General features: G+C 68.7%; 18 protein-coding genes. 7 read left to right on the plus strand and 11 right to left on the minus strand.

All coding sequences use genetic code 11. The annotated features are described in order from the left end of the window. The first annotated feature begins 49 nt into the window (after positions 1-49). Positions 50-1,531: a xylulokinase gene (gene xylB, locus ACFIMZ_RS15860; RefSeq protein ID WP_431820326.1), complete on the plus strand. Its 1,482-nt coding sequence runs from the start codon at positions 50-52 to the stop codon at positions 1,529-1,531. 52 nt (positions 1,532-1,583) lie between these two features. Next, complete coding sequence (locus ACFIMZ_RS15865; RefSeq protein WP_431820327.1) at positions 1,584-2,585, plus strand: sugar-binding transcriptional regulator; 1,002 nt, start codon at positions 1,584-1,586, stop codon at positions 2,583-2,585. 91 nt (positions 2,586-2,676) lie between these two features. Here ACFIMZ_RS15865 and ACFIMZ_RS15870 read toward each other — a convergent pair whose 3' ends face one another. The 6 genes from ACFIMZ_RS15870 to ACFIMZ_RS15895 all read right to left on the minus strand — a co-directional run bounded on the left by ACFIMZ_RS15870 (position 2,677) and on the right by ACFIMZ_RS15895 (position 8,636). Then, the gene (locus ACFIMZ_RS15870; RefSeq protein ID WP_431820328.1) at positions 2,677-3,786 is read right to left on the minus strand and encodes an ABC transporter ATP-binding protein; all 1,110 of its coding nucleotides are present in this window, start codon (positions 3,784-3,786) and stop codon (positions 2,677-2,679) included. 57 nt (positions 3,787-3,843) lie between these two features. After that, positions 3,844-4,539 carry an HAD family hydrolase gene (locus ACFIMZ_RS15875; protein WP_431820329.1) on the minus strand — a complete coding sequence of 232 codons (696 nt, stop codon included), beginning with the start codon at positions 4,537-4,539 and terminating at the stop codon, positions 3,844-3,846. Next, positions 4,536-5,399 (minus strand): carbohydrate ABC transporter permease, encoded by an 864-nt coding sequence (locus tag ACFIMZ_RS15880; RefSeq protein WP_431820330.1) that lies wholly within the window; start codon positions 5,397-5,399, stop codon positions 4,536-4,538. The genes ACFIMZ_RS15875 and ACFIMZ_RS15880 overlap by 4 nt, the downstream gene beginning before the upstream one ends. Continuing rightward, positions 5,396-6,340, minus strand: coding sequence for a carbohydrate ABC transporter permease (locus ACFIMZ_RS15885; RefSeq protein WP_431820331.1), 945 nt, complete (start codon positions 6,338-6,340; stop codon positions 5,396-5,398). The genes ACFIMZ_RS15880 and ACFIMZ_RS15885 overlap by 4 nt, the downstream gene beginning before the upstream one ends. Before the next feature lie 110 nt (positions 6,341-6,450). After that, the gene (locus ACFIMZ_RS15890; RefSeq protein ID WP_431820332.1) at positions 6,451-7,770 is read right to left on the minus strand and encodes an ABC transporter substrate-binding protein; all 1,320 of its coding nucleotides are present in this window, start codon (positions 7,768-7,770) and stop codon (positions 6,451-6,453) included. Positions 7,771-7,859: 89 nt separating this feature from the next. Next, complete coding sequence (locus tag ACFIMZ_RS15895) at positions 7,860-8,636, minus strand: L-iditol 2-dehydrogenase (protein ID WP_431820333.1); 777 nt, start codon at positions 8,634-8,636, stop codon at positions 7,860-7,862. Positions 8,637-8,991: 355 nt separating this feature from the next. Between ACFIMZ_RS15895 and ACFIMZ_RS15900 the strand changes: the two genes are divergently transcribed. Genes ACFIMZ_RS15900 through ACFIMZ_RS15915 form a run of 4 tightly spaced genes read left to right on the plus strand, consistent with a single transcriptional unit; the run spans position 8,992 to position 12,094 of the window. Beyond that, the gene (locus ACFIMZ_RS15900; RefSeq protein WP_431820334.1) at positions 8,992-9,462 is read left to right on the plus strand and encodes a Fur family transcriptional regulator; all 471 of its coding nucleotides are present in this window, start codon (positions 8,992-8,994) and stop codon (positions 9,460-9,462) included. Positions 9,463-9,508: 46 nt separating this feature from the next. Further along, complete coding sequence (locus ACFIMZ_RS15905) at positions 9,509-10,426, plus strand: metal ABC transporter solute-binding protein, Zn/Mn family (protein WP_431820335.1); 918 nt, start codon at positions 9,509-9,511, stop codon at positions 10,424-10,426. After that, positions 10,423-11,316, plus strand: a complete 894-nt coding sequence (locus ACFIMZ_RS15910; protein WP_431820336.1) for an ABC transporter ATP-binding protein — start codon at positions 10,423-10,425, stop codon at positions 11,314-11,316. Before ACFIMZ_RS15905 ends, ACFIMZ_RS15910 begins: the two co-directional genes overlap by 4 nt. Continuing rightward, the gene (locus ACFIMZ_RS15915; RefSeq protein ID WP_321874092.1) at positions 11,309-12,094 is read left to right on the plus strand and encodes a metal ABC transporter permease; all 786 of its coding nucleotides are present in this window, start codon (positions 11,309-11,311) and stop codon (positions 12,092-12,094) included. The genes ACFIMZ_RS15910 and ACFIMZ_RS15915 overlap by 8 nt, the downstream gene beginning before the upstream one ends. A 105-nt stretch (positions 12,095-12,199) precedes the next feature. On the opposite strand, the gene fghA is transcribed toward ACFIMZ_RS15915, so the two are convergent. The 3 genes from fghA to ACFIMZ_RS15930 form a co-directional block, all read right to left on the minus strand. Then, a complete protein-coding gene (gene fghA / locus ACFIMZ_RS15920) occupies positions 12,200-13,048 on the minus strand; it encodes an S-formylglutathione hydrolase (protein ID WP_431820337.1) in 849 nt (282 codons plus the stop codon). Between the two features lie 15 nt (positions 13,049-13,063). Beyond that, the gene (locus ACFIMZ_RS15925; RefSeq protein WP_042586193.1) at positions 13,064-14,170 is read right to left on the minus strand and encodes an S-(hydroxymethyl)glutathione dehydrogenase/class III alcohol dehydrogenase; all 1,107 of its coding nucleotides are present in this window, start codon (positions 14,168-14,170) and stop codon (positions 13,064-13,066) included. Positions 14,171-14,335: 165 nt separating this feature from the next. Further along, positions 14,336-15,784 carry a xylulokinase gene (locus tag ACFIMZ_RS15930; protein ID WP_431820338.1) on the minus strand — a complete coding sequence of 483 codons (1,449 nt, stop codon included), beginning with the start codon at positions 15,782-15,784 and terminating at the stop codon, positions 14,336-14,338. Between the two features lie 415 nt (positions 15,785-16,199). Between ACFIMZ_RS15930 and ACFIMZ_RS15935 the strand changes: the two genes are divergently transcribed. Further along, entirely contained in the window at positions 16,200-17,573 is a 1,374-nt protein-coding gene (locus ACFIMZ_RS15935) for a nucleobase:cation symporter-2 family protein (protein WP_431820339.1), read from the plus strand. Positions 17,574-17,894: 321 nt separating this feature from the next. On the opposite strand, the gene ACFIMZ_RS15940 is transcribed toward ACFIMZ_RS15935, so the two are convergent. Both ACFIMZ_RS15940 and ACFIMZ_RS15945 read right to left on the minus strand, forming a co-directional pair. After that, positions 17,895-19,421: an efflux transporter outer membrane subunit gene (locus ACFIMZ_RS15940; protein WP_431820340.1), complete on the minus strand. Its 1,527-nt coding sequence runs from the start codon at positions 19,419-19,421 to the stop codon at positions 17,895-17,897. After that, entirely contained in the window at positions 19,421-22,621 is a 3,201-nt protein-coding gene (locus ACFIMZ_RS15945) for an efflux RND transporter permease subunit (protein WP_431820341.1), read from the minus strand. The genes ACFIMZ_RS15940 and ACFIMZ_RS15945 overlap by 1 nt, the downstream gene beginning before the upstream one ends.

Below are 22,621 nucleotides of genomic sequence, written 5' to 3' on the forward strand. Positions count from 1 at the left end.
CACCCGCGCGGCTAAAGTAGCGGCTCCTCCCTGACGGAACGGATCGCACATGTATCTCGGCATCGACCTCGGCACCTCGGAAGTGAAGGTGCTGCTGCTCGCCCCGGACGGCACGGTCGTCGGCACCGCGGGCGCGCCGTTCAGCGTGTCGCGGCCGCGCCCGCGCTGGGCCGAACAGCATCCGGACGACTGGTGGCGCGGCACGCGCGCCGCGCTCGCCGCGTTGCGCGAGCGTCATCCGCACGCGTTCGCGCAGGTGCGCGGCATCGGGCTGTCGGGCCAGATGCACGGCGCGGTGCTGCTCGACCGCGCCGATCGCGTGCTGCGTCCCGCGATCCTGTGGAACGACATGCGCAGCGCCGACGAATGCGCGCTGCTCACCGAACGCGCGCCGGACCTGCATGCGCTCACCGGCAATCTCGCGATGCCCGGCTTCACCGCGCCGAAGCTGCTGTGGGTCGCGAAGCACGAACCCGACCTGTTCGCGGCGACGGCCTGCGTGCTGATGCCGAAGGACTACCTGCGGTTCCAGCTGACGGGTGCGAAGGTGTCCGATCCGTCCGACGCCGCAGGCACGCTGTGGCTCGACGTCGCGCGCCGCGACTGGTCCGACGCGCTGCTCGCCGCGTGCGGGATGACGCGCGCGCAGATGCCGCGGATCGTCGAAGGCAACGCGCCGTCGGGCACCTTGCGCGCCGACGTCGCACGCGAGCTGGGGCTGTCGGAAGCCGTCGTGGTCGCGGGCGGCGGCGGCGACAACGCGACGAGCGCGCTCGGCATCGGCGCGATCCACGCGGGCGACGGCTTCGTGTCGCTCGGCACGTCCGGCGTGCTGAGCGTCGTCGGCGACCGCTTCATGCCGAACCCGGCGTCCGCGGTGCACGCGTTCTGCCACGCGATTCCGGACCGCTGGCAGCTGATGAGCGTCGTGCTGTCGGCGGCGAGCTGCCTGCGCTGGGTCTGCAAGCTGACCGGCACCGACGAGCCGACGCTGCTCGCGGAAGTCGAGGCGCTCGACGCCGGCACGGTGGCCACCGCGCCGCTGTTCCTGCCCTACCTGTCCGGCGAGCGCACGCCGCACAACGATCCGTACGCGCAGGGCGTGTTCTTCGGGATGACCCATGCGACCGAACGCGCGCATCTCGGCTACGCGGTGCTCGAAGGCGTGACGCTCGGCCTTGCCGACGGCTTCGACGCGCTGCATGCGGCCGGCGTCGAGACCGGCGCGCTGTCGCTGATCGGCGGCGGCGCACGCAGCGCGTTCTGGGCGCAGTTGATCGCCGACGCGCTGAACGTGCGCACCCGCCAGCACGGCGGCGGCGAGACGGGTGCTGCGCTCGGCGCGGCGCGACTCGGCTGGCTCGCGGTCGGCGGCGATCCGCACGCGGTGCTGGGCAAGCCGCCGGTGCGCGCCGAATACGCGCCCGACGCCGCGCGCCATGCGGCGCTGCGCGAGCGCCTTGCCGCGTTCCGCGCGCTGTACCGGCACGTGCGCCCGCTCTACGAGCCGTCGCGCGCGCGGCTCGCCTGACTGACCGACGCGCGGGCCGGCCGCGGCGGCGAGTGCGGTACAGTGCGTACCCATGCGCCGCCGGTCGGCCCGCCAGGATCCGAATTCAATCGCTATCGTGCCCAAGTCCTCAGAAAAACTCGATCTCGCCACCCGCGCCGCGTGGCTCTACTACGTCGCGGGCGACACGCAGAACGAAATCGCCGAGAAGCTCCAGGTGTCGCGCCCGGTCGCGCAGCGCCTCGTCGCGTTCGCGGTCGAGAAGAACCTGATCCGCGTGCGCGTCGATCACCAGCTCGCCGACTGTCTCGAGCTCGGCACGCAATTGTCGAAACGCTACGGCCTGTCGATGTGCGAAGTCGTGCCGGTCGACGACGACGCGCCCGAGGCGATCGACCGCAAGCTCGCGGTCGCCGGCGCGCAGGTGATGGAGCGCTACCTGAACGAGACGCGGCCGATGGTGATCGCGGTCAGCAGCGGCCGCACGCTGAAGGCCGCGGTCGCGCAGATCGCGCAGATCGACCGGCCGCAGCACCGGCTCGTGTCGATGGTCGGCGCGATCGCCGCCGACGGCTCGTCGAACCGCTATGACGTCGCGCAGGACATCTCCGAGAAGACGGGCGGCAAGCACTTCCTGCTGCCCGCGCCGCTGTTCGCGGACAGCGGCGCCGAACGCGCGCAGTGGTGCAATCACCGGCTGTACCGGATCGTCGAGGCGCTGTCGGGCGAAGCCGACGTCGCGCTGGTCGGCATCGGCAACATCGGCACGCACTGCCCGCTTTACGAGGACGGCTTCATCACCGAACAGGAGCGCGACGAGATGATCGCGCTCGGCGCAGTCGCCGAACTGCTCGGCGTGCCGATCGACGCGCAGGGCCGCCGGATCGCCGCGTCGACGAGCGCGCGCGTGACGAGCGTGTCGCTCGACACGCCGCCGAAGCGCCCGACGATCGCGTTCGCGGGCGGACCGAAGAAGCGCGACGCGGTGATCGCCGCGCTGCGCGGCGGCTGGCTGTCGGGGCTCGTCACCGACGAGACCTGCGCGCGGGCAGCGCTGGAAGCCCTGGCGTCCTGACACTGCGGCGCAGACTCGCGCCGAACCTGCCGCCCCGCTTGCGCCGGCCTCCCCGCCGGAAAACCGTAGCGATTCAGGCCGCCTCAGGTCGTCACGCGGCCTTCGCGTGCGGGCTCAGGCGCCGGAATGCACGCCCTTCGCCGTCGAACAGATGGCAGTGGTCGGCTTCCGCCCGCACGCGCAGCGCCTCGCCCGTGCGATACGTGTCGAGCGGCGGAATTCGCGCGATCAGCCCGTCCGGCGCGACCGCCGATTCCGCGTACAGGTACGCGGCATCGCCAAGCGACTCGACGGCCATCGTCCGTGCGGCGACGCCGTCGGCCCCCGCCCCGACCTTCAGGTGCTCGGGCCGGACGCCGACCGTCACCGCCGCGCCGCGCTGCAGCCCGGCCGCATCGACCGACACGCGCTGCGTCTCGCCGCTGTCGAAGCGCACCAGCACGCCGAGCGCATCGACCGCTTCGACCGTGCCGCGCAGGAAGTTCATCTTCGGCGAGCCGATGAAGCCCGCGACGAACTGGTTCGCCGGCGCGTGGTAGAGCGCGTTCGGCGTGCCGACCTGCTGCACGCTGCCGGCCGACAGCACGACGATCTTGTCCGCGAGCGTCATCGCCTCGACCTGGTCGTGCGTCACATAGATCATCGTCGTCTTCAGCTCGTCGTGCAGCCGCGCGAACTCGAGCCGCATCTTCACGCGCAGCGCCGCGTCGAGGTTCGACAGCGGCTCGTCGAACAGGAACACCTTGGGCTTCCTCGTGATCGCGCGGCCGATCGCGACGCGCTGCCGCTGGCCGCCCGACAGCTGCTTCGGCTTGCGGTCGAGCAGATGGTCGATGTGCAGGATCTTCGCGGCCTGCCTCACCGCCTGGTCGATCTCGGGCTTCTTCGCGCCGGCGAGCTTCAGGCCGAACGCCATGTTGTCGTACAGCGTCATGTGCGGATACAGCGCATACGACTGGAACACCATCGCGATGCCGCGCTTCGCGCTCGGCACGTCGTTGACCTTCGCGCCGTCGATCAGCAGGTCGCCGCTCGAGATGTCCTCGAGCCCCGCGATCATCCGCATCAACGTGGATTTGCCGCAGCCGCTCGGCCCGACGAATACGACGAACTCGCCGTCGGCGATGTCGAGGTTCACGTTGCGCAGCACTTCGTTGTCCTCGTAGCGCTTCGCGATGTTGCGCAGGAGCACGCTTGCCATGATATGTCTCCGTTCGATGTTCGATTCGTGATGCGCCGCCCGCGGGCGGCGCGTTGCTCAATGCGGCAGCACCGCGCCCGTCGCCTGCCAGCGCGCGACGTAGCCGGGCAGCTCGTGCATGTCGTCGAATACGTGGCGCGCGCCGATGCCGCGCAGCGCATCGACCTGCGCGGGCGACGCATGCCCCGCGCCGACGAAGCCGAGCACGGTCATGCCGGCCGCGGCCGCCGCGGTGATGCCGGTCGCGCTGTCCTCGACGACGAGGCATTGCGCGGGCGCGACGCCAAGCGCATGCGCGGCCGCGAGATACACGTCGGGCGCGGGCTTCGGGCGCGCGACGGCGTCCGCGCAGAACAGCCGCTCGCCGAAGAAGCGCTTGAGGCCCGTGCGCGCGAGCGCGGCCTCGACGTACGCGCGGTAGCTGTTGCTCGCGCACGCGATCGGCAGCGTGATCGCGTCGAGGGCTGCTGCGATGCCGTCGACGGCCGGCGCGTTCACCGCCGCGGCTTCGACCGCGCGCCGGATCGCGCCGACGTCCGCGTCGCCCAGCGTGCGGCCGAGCGCGTCGCCCGCGCCGGCGAGCACGCGCTCGATCCGCAGCCCGAGCAGCGGCATCACCGCGGGCCGCGCGTCGACGCCGGGCCAGCGCGCTTCGAGCTCGCGCACCAGCATGTCGGCGGCCACCGCTTCGCTGTCGATCAGCACGCCGTCGCAATCGCAGATCAGCACGCCTTCGTTGCGCGTTCCGTTCATTTGACCGCCCCGAACGTGAGCCCGCGCACGAGCTGCTTCTGCGACAGCCAGCCGACGATCAGGATCGGCGCGACCGCGAGCAGCGACGCGGCGGACAGCTTCGCCCAGAACAGCCCTTCCGGGCTCGAATACGACGCGATGAACACCGTCAGCGGCGCCGCGTTCGAGCTCGACAGGTTGATGCTCCAGAACGCCTCGTTCCACGACAGGATCACGAGCAGGAGCGCGGTCGACGCGAGCCCCGGCAGCGCCATCGGCAGCAGCAGGTAGACGATCTCCTGCCACGTCGACGCGCCGTCGATGCGCCCCGCCTCGAGGATGTCCTTCGGGATCTCGTTGAAGTAGGTGAACGTCATCCATACCGCGATCGGCAGGTTGATCAGCGTGTAGACGATCACGAGCCCCGACACGCTGTCGAGCAGGCCCGCGTTCTTCCACAGCAGGTAGATCGGCACGAGCACGCCGACCGACGGCATCATCTTCGTCGACAGCATCCACAGCAGCACCTTCTGCGTGCGGCGGTTCGGGAAGAACGCCATCGCGTACGCGGCCGGCACCGCGAACAGCAGGCAGATCGCCGTCACGCCGGCCGAGATCAGCACCGAATTCCACGCGAACGAAAAGTAGTCGCTGCGCGCGAACACCTCGCGGAAGCTGTCGAGCGTCGGGATGAAGAACAGCGTCGACGCGTACGCCTGCTGCTCGGTCTTGAACGCCGTGAGCGCCATCCAGAAGATCGGGAAGAACAGCGCGAGCGCGATCAGCCATGCCAGCAGGCCCGGCACCGCGCGGCGCACGCGGCCGAACGCGGCGGATACAGTGGACACGCGGCGGCCGGCATCGAGAGTCAGGTCGCTCATTGTTCGTACTCCCCTTTCAGGTTGCGTGCGAGCATCCGCACGAGGAAGAACGACACGACGTTCGCGACCACGACGGCGATGATCCCGCCCGCGGACGCGAGGCCGACGTCGAACTGCTGCAGGCCGAGCGCATAGATCAGGTACGACAGGTTGGTCGTCGCGTTGCCGGGGCCGCCGCCCGTCGTCGTGTAGATCTCCGCGAAGATCGACAGCAGGAAGATCGTCTCCATCATCACGACGACCGCGATCGCCCGCTTCAGGTGCGGCAGCGTGATGTAGAAGAACATCGCGACCGGGCCGGCGCCGTCGATGCGCGCCGCTTCCTTCTGCTCCTGGTCGAGCGACTGGATCGCGGTGAACAGGATCAGGAACGCGAACGGCAGCCACTGCCACGCGACGATGATGATCACCGCGGTCAGCGGGTAGTCGGCGAACCAGTCGACCGGCGTCATGCCGAGCGCGCGCATCGCGTTCGCGACGAGCCCGTAGACCGGATGCAGGATCATGTTCTTCCAGATCAGCGCGGACACGGTCGGCATCACGAAGAACGGCGCGATCGCGAAGAGGCGCGCGATGCCCTGCCCGTAGAACTTGCGGTCGAACAGCACCGCCATCAGCACGCCGCCGGCCACGGTGATCGCGAGCACCGCGCCGATCAGCACGAGCGTGTGCCAGATCGCCGGCAGGAACGCCGGATCGGTCGCGAGGAAGCGGTAGTTGTCGAATCCGGCGAAGCCCTTCACGTCCGGATTGAGCAGGTTGTAGCGCGAGAACGAGTACCACACCGTCATCGCGAGCGGGATCGACATCCACAGCACCAGCACCGCGACGGACGGCGACACGAGCCAGCTCGCGCCGCGCCGCGGCCGGTCCGGTGCGGGCGGACGCGGCGCGGCGTCGAGCGGGTGCGCGTGGGTCAGGGGAAGACGTAAGTGACGCATGATCGGGACCACCTCCGATTGAAACGCGGGCGCGCAGCGCTCGCCCGCCTTGCCGCTTCACGACGGCAGTGCGTCCGCAGACGCACGGCGCGCCGCGTGACTTCTCCGTGTTACTTCTGGTACCCGGCCTGCCGCACCGCGCGGTCGGCCGCGGCCTGCCCGGCCGCGAGCGCCTGGTCGACCGTCATCTGCCCGGCCACCGCGCCCGCGATGCTCTGCCCGACCACGGTGCCGAACGACTGGAACTCCGGAATGCCGACGTACTGCACGCCCGTGTACGGCACCTTCTGCGCGGACGGATCGTTCGGGTCGGCCGTCTCGATCGCCTTCAGCACGAAGTCGGAGAACGGCGCGGCGGCCTTGTATTCGGCGCGCTGATACGTCGACGTGCGCGTGCCCGGCGGCACCGACGCCCACCCTTCATCCTTCGCGACCAGCTCCACGTACTGCTTCGACGTCGCCCACGCGATGAACTTCTTCGCGGCGTCCTGCTGCTTCGACGTCTTCGGGATCGCGAGCGCCCACGCCCACAGCCAGTGCGAGCCCTTCGGCGTCGCCTCGACCGGCGCTGCCGCATAGCCGATCCGGTCCGAGACCTGCGACTGCTGCTTGTTGTAGAGGATCCCCGCCGCGACGGTCGCGTCGATCCACATCGCGCACTTGCCGGACGCGGTCAGCGTCAGGTTCTCGTTGAAGCCGTTCGAGCTCGCGCCGGGCGGGCCGTTCTTCTTCAGCAGGTTCACGTAGAAATTGACGGCCTTCTTCCATTCCGGCGACGCGAGCTGCGCGTTCCACTTGTCGTCGAACCAGCGGCCGCCGAACGTGTTCACGACCGTCGACAGATACGCCATGTTCTCGCCCCAGCCCGCCTTGCCGCGCAGGCAGATGCCGTAGATGCCCTTCGACTTGTCGGTCAGCTTGTCCGCGAACCCGGCGATCTGGTCGTAGGTCGGCTGGTCGGGCATCTTGAGGCCCTTCGCCGCGAACAGGTCCTTGCGGTAGAACGTCATCGAGCTCTCGACGTAGAACGGCAGCGCGTAGAGCTGGCCGTTGTACGACAGGCTGTCGCGCGCGGTCTTCACGACGTCGTTCAGGTCGTAGTCGGCCGGCAGGCCGGCCACCGGCGCGAGCCAGCCGCGCTTGCCCCACTGCGGCGTCTCGTAGGTGCCGATCATCACCACGTCGAACTGGCCGCTGCCGGTCGTGATGTCGGTCGTCGCGCGCTGGCGCAGCACGTTTTCCTCGAGGATCACCCAGTTCAGCTTGACGTCGGGATTGGCCTTCTCGAACGCCGGCGCAAGCTTCTTCAGCTCGATCATGTCGGGGTTGTTCAGCGTCGCGATCGTCAGCGTTCCCGCAAGCGCGGCGCCGGCGGCCGTCGCGAGCGCCGCGCCGGCGAGCACGCGGGCGGCAAGCGTCTTTCGTTGCATGGCATGTCTCCAGTGTCTTGTGTGTTGTCGATATCGATGAAACGGCGCGCAACCGGCCGGTCAGGCCGCCGCGCGCGGGTCGGACCGCGTCAGCTCATCCAGTTGCCGCCGTCGACGTTCAGCGTCTGGGCGGTGACGTAGTCGGCATCGGCCGACGCAAGGAACAGCGCGGCGCCCGTCAGGTCGGCGGGCAGGCCCATCCGGCCGAGCGGCACCGCTTCGCCGACGAGCCGCTTCTTCTCGCCGAGCGGCCGGTTCTCGTAGCGTGCGAAGAGGGCATCGACCTGCTCCCACATCGGCGTGTCGACGACGCCCGGCGCGATCCCGTTCACGTTGATCCGGTGCGGCGCGAGCGCGAGCGCGGCCGACTGCGTATAGCTGATCACCGCCGCCTTGGTCGCGCAATAGTGCGATACGAGCGCCTCGCCGCGCCGGCCGGCCTGCGACGACATGTTGATGATCCTGCCGCCGCGCCCCTGCTCGACCATCCGCTGCGCGACGGCCTGCATCAGGAAGAACAGCCCCTTCACGTTGACGGCGAACAGGCGGTCGAACACGTCCCACGATTCGTCGAGGAGCGGGCGCATGTCGAACAGCGCCGCGTTGTTGAACAGGATGTCGACGCCGCCGAACCGCTCGACCGCGGTGGCGACGATGCGCGCGATGTCGTCGCGGCGGGTGACGTCGGCGGCCACGGCGACCGCGCGGCCCGGGCTCGCCTCGATGAGCCGCGCGAGCGACCCGCCGGCCGGTTTCACGTCGACGAGCACGCAGCGCGCGCCCTCTTCCAGATAGCGTTGCGCAACCGCTTCGCCGATGCCGCTCGCGGCACCCGTCAGGATCGCGACCTTGTCCTGCAATCTCACTGGCTGTCTCCGTTTCGTTCTGCTTGTGCGATGGGTCGCGAGGTGAGCAAACGCTCGCGACTCGAATAATTGCTCTGATTGCGATCAAATGATCGGATACGGAACCGGGGCTGTCAAGGCGGATCGGGGCGTTTTCGATGATGCGGTGCGGCAGAACGGCGCCGTGCCGATGGCCGCAGTCGCAGGCGGGTCAACGGCGAGCGGGACAGGTTGCGGCGCGGGCGGACGCGCCGCGGGGCGGGCGATGGGGCCGGCTTTGGCGCGGGCGGGAAGAAACGGGACGGATGGCCGCATGCGCGGGATGACGATACGTTATATCATCGCGATATTCCCGTTCCATTGCCCGCATTGCGCCATGGCTACTTCATCGTCAACGGCGTCCATCGCCGACCGGCTGTCCCGCGCCGACGCGTTCGCCGCCGACCACGGGCTCGCGTGGACGCCGCTGCGCCGGCAGGTCTACGAACGCGTGCTCGCCGCGCAGCGCCCGATCGGCGCGTACGACCTGCTCGCCGAGCTCGAGCCGCAGCGCGGCCGGGTGCCGCCCACGACCGTGTATCGCGCGCTGGATTTCCTCGTCGAGCACGGCTTCATCCACCGGATCGAATCGAAGAACGCCTTCTTCGCGTGCTGCGAGATCGGCGTGCCGCACGAGGGCCAGTTCCTGATCTGCGAATCGTGCGGCGAGACCGTCGAGATTCCGGGCGGCGACCTCGCGAAGCAGCTGTCCGCGAGCCCGCCCGCGCACGGTTTCGAGGTGCATCACCAGGTCGTCGAGCTGAGCGGCCTGTGCGGACACTGCAAGACCCGGCCGGCGCAGCGCTGACGCCGAACGCGCGGCCGACGCGCTACCTTTCCGAACGAGGAGTTTCATGTCCATTGCCCTGATGCGCGCCCCGCTGCGCGCCATCTCGCGCCCCGCCCGCTGGCTCGCCGCCGGCCTCGCCGCGCTGTCGCTCGCGGCGCCCGCGCTCGCGCAGGCCGCGGCCGTCAACGTGGTCGCCGCCGAGAATTTCTACGGCGACGTCGCGTCGCAGATCGGCGGCCGCCACGTCGCGGTGACGAGCATCCTCAGCAATCCCGACCAGGATCCGCACCTGTTCGAGGCGAGCCCGAAGACCGCGCGCGCGCTGCAGCAGGCGCAGCTCGTGATCTACAACGGCGCCGACTACGATCCGTGGATGGGCAAGCTGCTCGGCGCATCGAAGCAGGCGAAGCGCGCGACGATCGTCGTCGCCGATCTCGTCGGCAAGAAGGCCGGCGACAACCCGCACCTGTGGTACGACCCGGCGACGATGCCGGCCGCCGCGCGCGCGATCGCGGCCGAGCTCGGCCGCGCGGACCCGGCGAACAAGGCCGACTACGACGCGAACCTGCAGAAGTTCGTCGCGTCGCTGAAGCCCGTGGACGACAAGGTCGCCGCGCTGCGCGCGCAGTACAAGGGCGTGCCCGTGACGGCCACCGAGCCCGTGTTCGGCTACCTGTCCGACGCGATCGGCCTCGACATGCGCAACCAGCGCTTCCAGCTCGCGGCGATGAACAACACCGAGGCGAGCGCGCAGGACGTCGCCGCGTTCGAGCGCGACCTGCGCAAGCAGCAGGTGCGCGTGCTCATCTACAACAGCCAGGCCGAAGCGCCGATGACGAAGCGGCTGCTGAAGATCGCGCGCGACGGCGGCGTGCCGACCGTCAGCGTCACCGAGACGCAGCCGGCCGGCAAGACCTTCCAGCAATGGATGGCCGGCCAGCTCGACGCGCTCGGCAAGGCCCTTTCCACCCGCAAGCCATGACCCGCACTCCCCACGCACTCGAACTCGATCGCGTCACGCTCGAACTGGGCGGACGCACGATCCTGCGCGACGTCAGCCTCTCGATCGAGCCCGGCGAATTCGTCGGCGTGCTCGGGCCGAACGGCGCCGGCAAGACGACGCTGATGCGCGCGGTGCTCGGCCTCGTGCCGGTCGCGGGCGGCTCGCTCCTCGTCGGCGGCGAGCCGGTCGCGCGCGGCAATCCGTCGATCGGCTACATGCCGCAGATCCGCAGCGGCCTCGCGAACCGCCGGATGCGCGGCTACGATTTCGTCGCGATGGCGGCCGACGGGCACCGCTGGGGCCTGCCGCATGCGAGCGCCGCGACGCGGCACGACGTCGACCGCGTGCTCGACCTGGTCGGCGGCCGCACGCTCGCGCGCCGGCCGCTGTCGGAGCTGTCAGGCGGCGAACGGCAGCGCCTGCTGCTCGCGCAGTGCCTGCTCGGCAGCCCGAGGCTGCTGCTGCTCGACGAGCCGCTGATCAGCCTCGACCCGAACCACCAGCGCGGCGTCGTCGAACTCGTGCGCCGCGTGCAGCGCGAGCTCGGCATCACGGTGCTGTTCTCCGCGCACGAACTGAACCCGCTCCTCAACGCGCTCGACCGCGTGCTGTATCTCGGCAACGGCGTCGCGGCGCTCGGCACCGTCGACGAGGTGATCTCGAAACCCGTGCTGTCGCGGCTGTACGGATCGCCGATCGACGTGATGCGCGTGAACGGCAAGATCTTCGTGATGTCCGGCGACGTGGAAGTCGAGAAGCACGACCACGAGCACGAAGGCGACGACGACGGCCACGCGCACGGCGGCCACGGCCATTCCCACCACGGACACGCGCACCCTCACGCGAGCGGGCAATCACACGATGTTTGAATACGACTTCATGATCAACGCCTTCGCGGCGTCGGGAATCGTCGCGGTGCTCGCGGGCATCGTCGGCTACTTCCTGGTGCTGCGCGGGCAGACCTTCGCCGGCCACGCGCTGTCGCACGTCGGCTTCACCGGCGCGACGGGCGCGGTGCTGCTCGGCATCTCGCCGATCTGGGGAATGGTCGGCTTCACGCTCGCGGCCGGCATCGGCATGGGCGCGCTCGGCGAGCGGCTCGCGGGGCGCGACGTCGCGATCGGCGTGATCCTGTCGGGCGCGCTCGGCTTCGGCCTGCTGTTCCTGCATTTCTATACGTCGTTCGCGACGCAGGTGACGGCGCTCTTGTTCGGCAACGTGCTCGCGGTCAGCCACGACACGCTCGCGGTGCTCGCGGGCATCGGCGCGGTGAGCCTCGCCGCGCTCGCGCTGATCGCGCGGCCGCTCTTGTTCGCATCGCTGCAGCCCGAACTCGCCGAGGCGAAGGGCGTGTCGCTGCGCGCGGTGTCGGTGCTGTTCCTCGCGGTGTGCGCGCTCGCGGTCGCCGCGGCGACGCAGATCGTCGGCGTGCTGCTCGTGTTCACGCTGCTGGTCGGCCCGGCCGCCGCCGCGCAGAACGTGTCGACGCGGCTGTCGACGGGCGTCGTGCTCGCCGCGCTGTTCGCACTGTTCGAGGCATGGCTCGGCATCGTGCTCGCGTACTACACCGACTGGCCGACGAGTTTCTGGATCACCGCGCTGTCGGCGCTCGTGTATGGCGCAAGCCTGTTGCGGCGGCACGCGTGACGCACGCGGCGGCGTGACCGCACGCATCATGAAAAACGCCGGCATGCCTTCGAAGGCACGCCGGCGTTTTTTCATTGCGCGACCCGCGCGACGCGGGTCGCATGGTCATCGCCCCAGCACCCGCGCGTGATGCGCAATGTGATCGGCGATGAACGTCGAGATGAAGTAATACCCGTGGTCGTAACCCGCGTGCCGCCGCAGCGTCAGCGGCTGTCCTGCCGCCGCGCACGCCGCTTCGAACACGTCGGGGTTCAGCTGGTTCGCGAGGAACTGGTCGGCGAGCCCCTGATCGACCAGGATGCCGTCCGCGAACTTCCGCGCGTCCGCGCGCGCGACGAGTTCGCTCGCGTCGTAGCGCTTCCACGCTTCGCGGTCGGCGCCCAGATAGCCCGAGAACGCCTTCTCGCCCCACGGGCAGCGCGACGGCGCGGCGATCGGCGCGAACGCCGACACCGAGCGGTACACGTCCGGATTGCGCAGCGCGAGCACGAGCGCGCCGTGCCCGCCCATCGAGTGACCGAAGATGCCGAGCCGCGCGCCGTCGATCGGCAGCTCGGCGCTCACCGTCTCGCGCAGCGCGTCGACGACGTACGAATACATCCGGTAATGCGTCGACCACGGCGCTTCGGTCGCATCGACGTAGAAGCCCGCGCCAACGCCGAAGTCCCACGCGTCGGTCTCGCCCGGCACGCCCGCGCCGCGCGGGCTCGTATCGGGCGCGACGAGCGCGAGGCCGTGTTGCGCCGCGTACTGCTGCGCGCCGGCCTTGATCGCGAACGTCTCCTCGGTGCAGGTCAGCCCCGCGAGGTAGAACACCGCCGGCACGCGCCCGTGCGCGGCCTGCGGCGGCAGGTACACCGAGAACTTCATCGGCAGGCCGATCGCCGTCGATTCATGACGATAGAAGCGCTGCTCGCCGCCGTGGCACGCGTGCGACGAAACGAGTTCGAGCATGTCGTTACCTCGCGATCAGTACAGCACGACCGAGCGGATCGACTCGCCCTTCTTCATCAGGTCGAAGCCGTCGTTGATCTTCTCGAGCGGCAGCGTGTGCGTGATCAGGTCGTCGATGTTGATCTTCCCTTCCATGTACCAGTCGACGATCTTCGGCACATCGGTGCGGCCGCGCGCGCCGCCGAACGCCGAGCCCTTCCACTCGCGGCCCGTCACCAGCTGGAACGGCCGCGTGCTGATTTCCTCGCCGGCCGCAGCTACCCCGATGATGAACGACTGGCCCCAGCCCTTGTGCGTGCATTCCAGCGCCTGGCGCATCAGCTTCACGTTGCCCACGCATTCGAACGAGTAGTCCGCGCCGCCGTCGGTCAGCTGCACGATGTGGTCGACGACGTTCTCGACCTCGTTCGGGTTGATGAAGTGCGTCATCCCGAACTTCTTCGCGAGCTCGACGCGCTTCGGGTTGATGTCGACGCCGATGATCTTGTCCGCGCCGACCATCTTCGCGCCCTGGATCACGTTCAGGCCGATCCCGCCGAGACCGAACACGACCACGTTCGCGCCCGCCTCGACCTTCGCCGAGTACACCACCGCGCCGACGCCCGTCGTCACGCCGCAGCCGATGTAGCAGATCTTGTCGAACGGCGCGTCCTCGCGCACCTTCGCGACCGCGATCTCCGGCACCACGATGTAGTTCGAGAACGTCGACGTGCCCATGTAGTGGAACAGCGGCTTGCCGTCGAGCGAGAAGCGCGATGTCGCGTCCGGCATCAGGCCCTTGCCCTGCGTCGCGCGGATCTTCTGGCACAGGTTGGTCTTGCGCGACAGGCAGAACTTGCACTCGCGGCATTCCGGCGTGTAGAGCGGAATCACGTGGTCGCCCTTCCTCACCGTGCCGACGCCGGGGCCGACGTCGACCACCACGCCCGCGCCTTCGTGACCGAGAATCGCCGGGAAGAGCCCTTCCGGATCCGCACCCGACAGCGTGTAGTAGTCGGTGTGACAGATCCCCGTCGCCTTCACCTCGATCAGCACCTCGCCCGCGCGCGGCCCTTCCAGGTCGACTTCCTCGATCGTCAGCGGCGCACCCGCCTTCCACGCAATCGCGGCTTTCGTCTTCATCGTGTGACTCCTGTCAGTAAACATGGCCGTGCCGCGTCGCGCGCGGCACGGCAAGTGAAATCGTGCTCGCCATGATGGCCGATCGACGCACGCGCCGCGTGCGGGAAACAGCCGTCGTATTGCCCGAATGCGTCATCGTTGACGCAAAACGACAAGTGCCCGAGTTTAAACGTCCATCGTGAACCATGCAGCGGTCCGCGCATACAGGTCGACGAAGCGCGCGTGCCGCGTCGCGAGCGCGCGGTCGCCGCACGGCGCCGCCACCGGCGACGCGGCGGGCGCGAGCGCGCGCAACGCGTCCTCGCGCCAGTGGCCGATCGCCACGCCGGCCAGCAGCGCGGCGCCGCGCGTCGCGGCGTTCGGGCAGTCGACCGCGTCGAGCGACGCGCCGAGCGCGTCGGCCAGCAGCTGGCGCCAGCGCGGATCGACCGAGCCGCCGCCGGCCAGGCGCAGCGATGCGACCGCACGGTACTCCGCACCTTCCGCACCTTCCGCACGAATCGCATCGAGCCCCACGCGCAGCGCGAACGCGACGCCTTCGAACGCCGCCCTCATCATCGCGCCGCGCGTATCGCCGAGCCCGAGGCCGAGCCAGCCGCCGCGCGCGTCCGGATTCATCCACGGCGAGCGCTCGCCGGTCAGGTACGGCAGGAAGGAGAGCCGCTCGGACGCCGGCTGCGCGAACGCATCGTCGTAGGCGGCCGGCCAGCTCGCGTAGCCGAGCCAGCCGCGCACGGCTTCGAGCGCGAGCCCGACGTTCTGCATCGCCGCCATCGTGTAGTACCCGCCGCCCGTGGCCGCGCGATAGCGGTGCAGCCCGCGTCGCGCGGCGGGCAGCCGGTCCGCGAGCACGACGATCTGCCCGCCGCTGCCGGTCGTCAGCAGCGCGTCGCCGTCGGCGACGAGGCCGCTGCCCAGCGCCGCGCACGCGGTGTCGGCCGCGCCGGTCGCGAGCGGCACGCCGGCCGGCAAGCCGAGCGCCGCGGCCGCCTGCGCGGCGAGCACGCCGCACGGCGCCGTCGACGCACGCACCGGCGCAAACAGCGCGCGCGGCAGGCCGAGCGCGTCGAGCCGCGCGGCATCCCATGCGCCGTCGGGCGTCGCGAGCGCAGTCGCGCACGCATCGCTCGGATCGGCCGCGACGTCGCCGCCGAGCGCGATGCGCAGCCAGTCCTTCGGCTGCACGGCCCAGCGCGCGGCGCGCAGCGCCGCCGGCTCGCCGGCAGCCATCCAGCGCAGCAGCGGGCCCGCCATCCCCGGCGCGACCGGGTTCGGCGCGTCCGGCCAGTCCGCCGCGCCGGCGAGCCGCGCGGCGCGCGTATCGGGCCACAGCAGCGCGGGCCGCACCGCGCGGCCGGCCGCGTCGATCAGCACGACGCCGTGCATCTGCCCCGAAAAACCGATCGCGGCGACCTGCGCCCGTTCATCGGCTGGCAGCCGCGCGGCCGCGCGCACGAGCGCATCCCACCACGCATCCGGCGCGATTTCCGCCCAGCCGGGCTGCGGCGACGACAGTGCATAAGGTTCGCTCGCGACCGCGCGTTCGACGCCGTCCGGGTCGAGCGTGACGAGTTTCACCGAGCCGGTGCCGAGATCGATTCCGAGCAAGCGCATGACGAAGCGACGATTTGAATGGACAGGACTCGATGATAGCGGGATCGCAATATCCGCCCTATTTTTCCGCGATCGTAAATTGCCAATCCGATCGATCTCGCCGCGTGCATTAAAACGCCCGTTCGCGGGTTAACCCGGTTCATTTTTTCACACCCCGAAATGACCACTATTCCCGAATCGCGATACACACCATAAAGCACCCCATATTTGACATGGGGGTTCGCATTATTTTGGAGGGCTATAAAACCGGGAAACCTCACTCCTGCGGCAGATTCCCGATGCGCGACGCCCCGCTTCATGCCGAATCGGCATATCGAACCAGCAAAGAACGGAATAGAACCCAGTGCTCTTGTTGCGGCGATCCGTTCCGCATAACTTCGTACCACCCCGAATACAAGATCATGGAGTGAGACAGATGCAATCGAACACGGTCCATCCGTGCGATGAAGTGTTGCCGACCGGCAAGCTCGTAACGCTCGGACTGCAGCACGTTCTCGTCATGTACGCCGGCGCGGTCGCCGTGCCGCTAATCGTCGGCGGCGCGCTCAAGCTGCCGAAAGACCAGATCGCGTTCCTGATCAGCGCCGATCTGTTTTCGTGCGGTATCGCGACGCTGATCCAGACGCTGGGCCTGTGGATCTTCGGCATCCGCCTGCCCGTGATCATGGGGTGCACGTTCGCGGCGGTCGGCCCGATGATCGCGATCGGCACGAACCCCGGCCTCGGCATCCTCGACATCTTCGGCTCGACGATCGCGGCCGGCGTCATCGGCATCGTGCTCGCGCCGACGATCGGCAAGCTGCTGCGGTTCTTTCCGCCCGTCGTCGTCGGCACGGTGATCTCGGTGATCGGCCTGTCGCTGATGGAAGTCGGCATCAACTGGGCCGCGGGCGGCGTCGGCAATCCGGAATACGGCAGCCCCGTCTACCTCGGCCTGTCGCTGCTCGTGCTCACGCTGATCCTGCTGATCAACAAGTTCGGCCGCGGCTTCATCGCGAACATCTCGGTGCTGCTCGGCATCGTCGCGGGCTTCGCGATCGCGTTCGCGCTCGGCCGCGTGAACACCGAAGGCGTGTCGATCGCGCCGTGGGTCGGCATCGTGATGCCGTTCCATTTCGGCTGGCCGCACTTCGACCCACTGTCGATCGCGACGATGGTCACGGTGATGTTCGTCACGTTCATCGAATCGACCGGGATGTTCCTCGCGGTCGGCGACATGGTCGATCGTCCGGTCGACCAGGAGCGCCTCGTGCGCGGCCTGCGCGTCGACGGCCTCGGCACGCTGATCGGCGGCATCTTCAACTCGTTCCCGCATACGTCGTTCTCGCAGAACGTCGGCCTGATCGGCGTGACGGGCGTGAAGAGCCGCTACGTCTGCGCGACGGGCGGCGTGATCCTGGTGATGCTCGGCCTGTTCCCGAAGATGGCTCAGGTCGTTGCGTCGGTGCCGCCGTTCGTGCTCGGCGGCGCGGGGATCGTGATGTTCGGGATGGTCGCGGCGAACGGCGTGAAGGTGCTGTCGAAGGTCGATTTCGTGAACAACCACCACAACCTGTTCATCGTCGCGGTGAGCATCGGCATGGGGCTCGTGCCGGTCGTGTCGCCGCACTTCTTCTCGAAGCTGCCGGCAGCGCTCGCGCCGATCCTGCACAGCGGCATCCTGCTCGCGTCGGTGACGGCCGTGATCCTGAACATCGTGTTCAACGGCGTGAAGGGCGAGAAGGAAGCGAAGTGCGACATCCGCCGCGCCGGTCACGATTTCGACGGGCGGCCGGTCGACCTGCACTGACCGCCCGATCGCGCCGCGACGCGGCGCTGCTTCCGGACCGGAAAACGCCACGGCATTGTCGTGGCGTTTTTTGTTTGCGTCATCCGCTTGCGGGCGGCGGCGCAGCGATCGCATTGAACGCCGGGTGCGTGCCGGCGCGACAGCACGCGCACCACTTTGCACGTGCAAAGCCCCCGCCCAAAAAGAAACGCCACGGACTTTCGTCCGTGGCGTTGTCGCTTGCGGGGCCTTGCGCGCGTGTCGTGTGTCGCGTCACGCACGCAACGCCCGCCGGCTCGACGTTGGCGGTTGCCCGCCATGCATTGCGATGACCGGCAGTGCTCAGCCGTTCTTCGCAGCCGCCGACGCCGGCGCAGGCACGGCTGCCTTGTCGTAGTCGACCGGCTGGTCGGCCGGACGCGGCGTCTCGCCGGCCCGCTGGATCCAGCCGCCGCCCAGCGCGCGGTACAGGTCGACGAGGCTGGTCCAGCGCGCGAGCCGTGCGCTGATCAGCGTCTGCTGCGCGTTGTACAGGTCGGTCTGCGCGGTCAGCACCGACAGGTAGCTGTCCACGCCGTTCTTGTAGCGCAGGTCCGACAGGTCGTAGCGACGCTGCTGCGCATGCTCGTTGCGCTGCAACGCGGCGATCTGCTGGTCGTACGTGCCGCGCGCGGCCAGGCCATCCGACACATCCCGGAATGCCGACTGGATCGCCTTCTCGTAGTTCGCGATCTCGATGCGCTTCTGCACGTGCGCGAGATCGAGATTGGCGAGATTCGCGCCGCCCTCGAAGATCGGCATCGTGATCTGCGGCGCGAACGACCACGCCGCGGTGCCCGCCTTGAACAGCCCGCCGAGCGTCGGGCTCGCGGTGCCGAACGCGCCCGTCAGCGAGATCTTCGGGAAGAACGCCGCGCGCGCCGCGCCGATGTTCGCGTTCGCCGCGAGCAGGTTCTGCTCCGCTTCCATGATGTCCGGACGGCGCGTCAGCAGGTCCGACGGCAGCCCGGCCGGGATGTCGGTCAGGAAGTTCTGCGCGTCGAGCGGCATGCCCGGCGGCAGGTCGTCCGGCAACGGCTGGCCGATCAGCAGCACCAGCGCGTTCACCGCCTGCGCGCGTGCACGCGCCTGCGCCTGCTGGTTCGCGAGCGCCGTCTCGACCACGGTCTGCGCCTGGCGCAGGTCGAGCTCCGAGCCGGTGCCGTTGTCGAACTTCAGCTTCGTCAGGTCGTACGACGCCTGCGCGGATTTCAGCGTGTTTTCCGTAACCTTCAGCAGGTCGTCGGTCGACAGTACCGTCAGGTACTGGTCCGCGACCTGCGCGACGAGGGTGATCTCCGTCGCCTTGCGCGCCTGCGCGGTCGCGAAGTACTTCGCGAGCGCCTGGTCCTTCAGGCTCTGGATCCGGCCGAACAGGTCGAGCTCCCATGACGCCTGCAGCCCGACGTTGTAGGTCGTCGAGATGTTGCGTCCCGGGATCGCCGTCAGCGCGTTCGGCGTACGCGTGCGGTTGCCGGTGCCGACCGCATCGAGCGACGGCATCAGGTCCGCACGCGTGATCTGGTACTGCGCGCGCGCGGCCGCGACGTTCAGCACCGCGACCCGCAGGTCGCGGTTGTTCGTCAACGCGATCTCGATCAGCCGCTGCAGGCGCGGATCGACGAAGAACTCGCGCCAGCCGATGTCGGTCGCCGCCTGGCCGTTCGCGCTGCGCGCGCCGGCCTTCACGGCCGGCTGCGTCGCATAGACGCCGCTCGACGGGAACGCCTGCGCGACGGGCGCATCGGGCCGCTTGTAGTGCGGCGCCATCGTGCAGCCCGTGGCGAAGAGCGCGACCGCGATTGCAGTCAAAGCATGTTTTTGCATCATCACTGCCCCTTCTTCTCGTCGTCGCCGTGGTCGCCCTTCTCCGCCTGGTGCATGTGATCCTGCGCAAGACGCAGCGCCTCGTCGACGTCTTCCTTCTCGCCGCTGAAGATCGCGCGGATCTTCACGAAGAACATCGGGATCATGAAGATCGCGAGGAACGTCGCGGTGATCATCCCGCCGATCACGCCCGTGCCGATCGCGTGCTGGCTCGCCGAGCCCGCGCCGTTGCTGATCGCGAGCGGCATCACGCCGAGAATGAACGCGAGCGACGTCATCAGGATCGGACGCAGCCGCAGGCGCGCCGCTTCCAGCGCGGCCTCGATCGGCCCCATCTTCTCCGTCACCTGCAGTTCGCGCGCGAACTCGACGATCAGGATCGCGTTCTTCGCGGACAGGCCCACCGTGGTCAGCAGGCCGACCTGGAAGAACACGTCGTTCTCGAGGCCGCGCAGCGTCGCCGCGAGCAGCGCGCCGATCACGCCGAGCGGCACGACCATGATCACCGAGAACGGGATCGACCAGCTTTCATACAGCGCCGCGAGACACAGGAACACGACGAGGATCGAGATCGCGTACAGGATCGGCGCCTGGGAACCCGACTGGATTTCCTGGTACGACAGCCCCGTCCACGAGTAGCCGACGCCTTCCGGCAGCTTCTTCGCGAGCGCTTCCATCGCCGCCATCGCCTGGCCGGTCGACTTGCCCGGTGCGGCCTGGCCCTGGATTTCCATGGCCGAGATGCCGTTGTAGCGCTCGAGCTTCGGCGAACCGTAGGTCCAGTGACCGGTCGCGAACGCGCTGAACGGCACCATCCCGCCCGAGCCGTTGCGCACGTACCAGATGTTCAGGTCTTCCGGCGTCATCCGGAACGGCGCATCGGACTGCACGTAGACCTTCTTGATCCGGCCGTCGGTGTCGAGGAAGTTGTTCACGTACTGCGACGCCCACGCGATCGAGAACGTCTGGTCGATCGCCTGCGCAGTGACGCCGAGCGCGTTCGCCTTCTCGCGGTCGATGTTCACCTTGTACTGCGGCGTATCGTTCAGGCCGTTCGGTCGCACGCCCTGCAGCGTCGGATCCTTCGAAGCCATCATCAGCAGCTGGTTGCGCGCCGCCATCAGCGCGTCGTGGCCCACGCCCGCGTTGTCCGTCAGCTCGAAGTCGAAGCCGGCGGCGGTGCCGAGTTCCGGAATCGACGGCGGGTTGAACGGAATCACCAGCGCATCCTTGTACTTCGCGTAGCGCCCGAACATCCGGCCGATCAGCGCCTGGACCTTCTGGTTCGCGTGCTGACGCTGCGCGTAGTCCTTCAGCCTGACGAACACGAGACCCGAGTTCTGGCCGCGGCCCGCGAAGCTGAAGCCGTTGACCGTGAACGCGGACTCGACGATTTCCTTCTCGTCGTTCAGCAGGTAGTCGGAAATGTTCGCAAGCGTCTTCGCGGTCGTTTCCTGCGTCGAGCCGGACGGCGTCTGCACGATCACGAACATCAGGCCCTGGTCTTCGTCCGGCAGGAACGACTTCGGCAGGCGCACGAACAGCAGGCCGACCGCGACGATCACGACCAGATAGATGATGAGCCAGCGGCCCGAGCGCTTGATCACGTGGTGCACGCCGACGTGGTACTTGTCGCGGCTCTGGTTGAACGTGCGGTTGAACCAGCCGAAGAAGCCCTTCTTCTCTTCGTGGTGACCCTGCGGGATCGGCTTGAGGATCGTCGCGCACAGCGCCGGCGTCAGGATCAGCGCGACGAGCACCGACAGCACCATCGCCGACACGATCGTCAGCGAGAACTGACGATAGATCGCGCCGACCGAGCCGCCCGAGAACGCCACCGGCACGAACACCGCCGACAGCACGAGCGCGACGCCCACCAGCGCGCCGGTGATCTGGCCCATCGCCTTGCGGGTCGCCTCCTTCGGCGACAGCCCCTCTTCCGCCATCACCCGCTCGACGTTCTCCACCACCACGATCGCATCGTCGACCAGCAGGCCGATCGCGAGCACGAGGCCGAACATCGACAGCGTGTTGATCGAGAAGCCCACCAGCGACATGATCGCGAACGTGCCGAGCAGCACCACCGGCACCGCGATCGTCGGGATGATCGTCGCCCGCAGGTTCTGCAGGAACAGGTACATCACGAGGAACACCAGCACGATGCCTTCGAGCAGCGTCTTGACCACTTCCTCGATCGACAGCTTCACGAACGGCGTCGTGTCATACGGATACGCCACCGACAGGCCGTGCGGGAAGTACTTCGACAGCGTTTCCACCTGCTGGCGCACCGCCTTCGCGGTCGCGAGCGCGTTCGCGTTGGTCGCGAGCTGGATGCCCAGCGCCGCGCTCGGCTTGCCGTTGAACTTGGTGTCGAAGTTGTAGTTTTCCGCGCCGAGCGCGACGTGCCCGACATCCTTCAGGCGAACCTGCGAACCGTCCTGGTTGACCTTCAGCAGGATGTTGCCGAACTCCTCCGGCGTGCGCAGCAGCGTCGCCTCGGTGATCGTCGCCTGCAGCACGGTGCCCGGCTTCGCCGGCGTGCCGCCGAGCTGGCCGCCCGCGACCTGCACGTTCTGCGCGCTGATCGCGCTGGTCACGTCGACCGGCGTGAGGCCGTAGTTGGTCAGGCGGGTCGGATCGAGCCAGATCCGCATCGCGTACTGCGAGCCGAACAGCGTGACGGTGCCGACGCCGTTGAGCCGGCTGATCGGGTCCTTCACGTGCGACGCGACGTAGTTCGCGAGGTCGTAGCGGTTCATGCTGCCGTCTTCGGACGTGAAGGCGAGCACCAGCAGGAAGCTGCTGCTCGACTTCGTCACCGACAGGCCGAGCTGCTGCACGACCTGCGGCAGGATCGGCGTCGCGAGCGACAGCTTGTTCTGCACCTGGACCTGCGCGATGTCGGCGTTGGTGCCCGGCGCGAACGTCAGCGTGATCGTCGCCGTGCCCGAGTCGTCACTCGTCGACGACATGTACAGGAAGTTGTCGAGACCGCTCATCTGCTGCTCGATCACCTGCGTCACCGTGTCTTCCACCGTCTTCGCGGAAGCGCCCGGGTAGTTCGCGCTGATCTGGATCGATGGCGGCGCGATCGTCGGATACTGCGCGATCGGCAGCGTGAAGATCGCCGCGACGCCGGCCAGCATCAGGATGATGGCGATCACCCATGCAAAGATCGGGCGATCGATAAAAAACTTTGCCAT

The sequence above is a fragment of the Burkholderia sp. F1 genome (assembly GCF_050813845.1).
In the GTDB taxonomy this organism is placed as follows: domain Bacteria; phylum Pseudomonadota; class Gammaproteobacteria; order Burkholderiales; family Burkholderiaceae; genus Burkholderia; species Burkholderia ubonensis.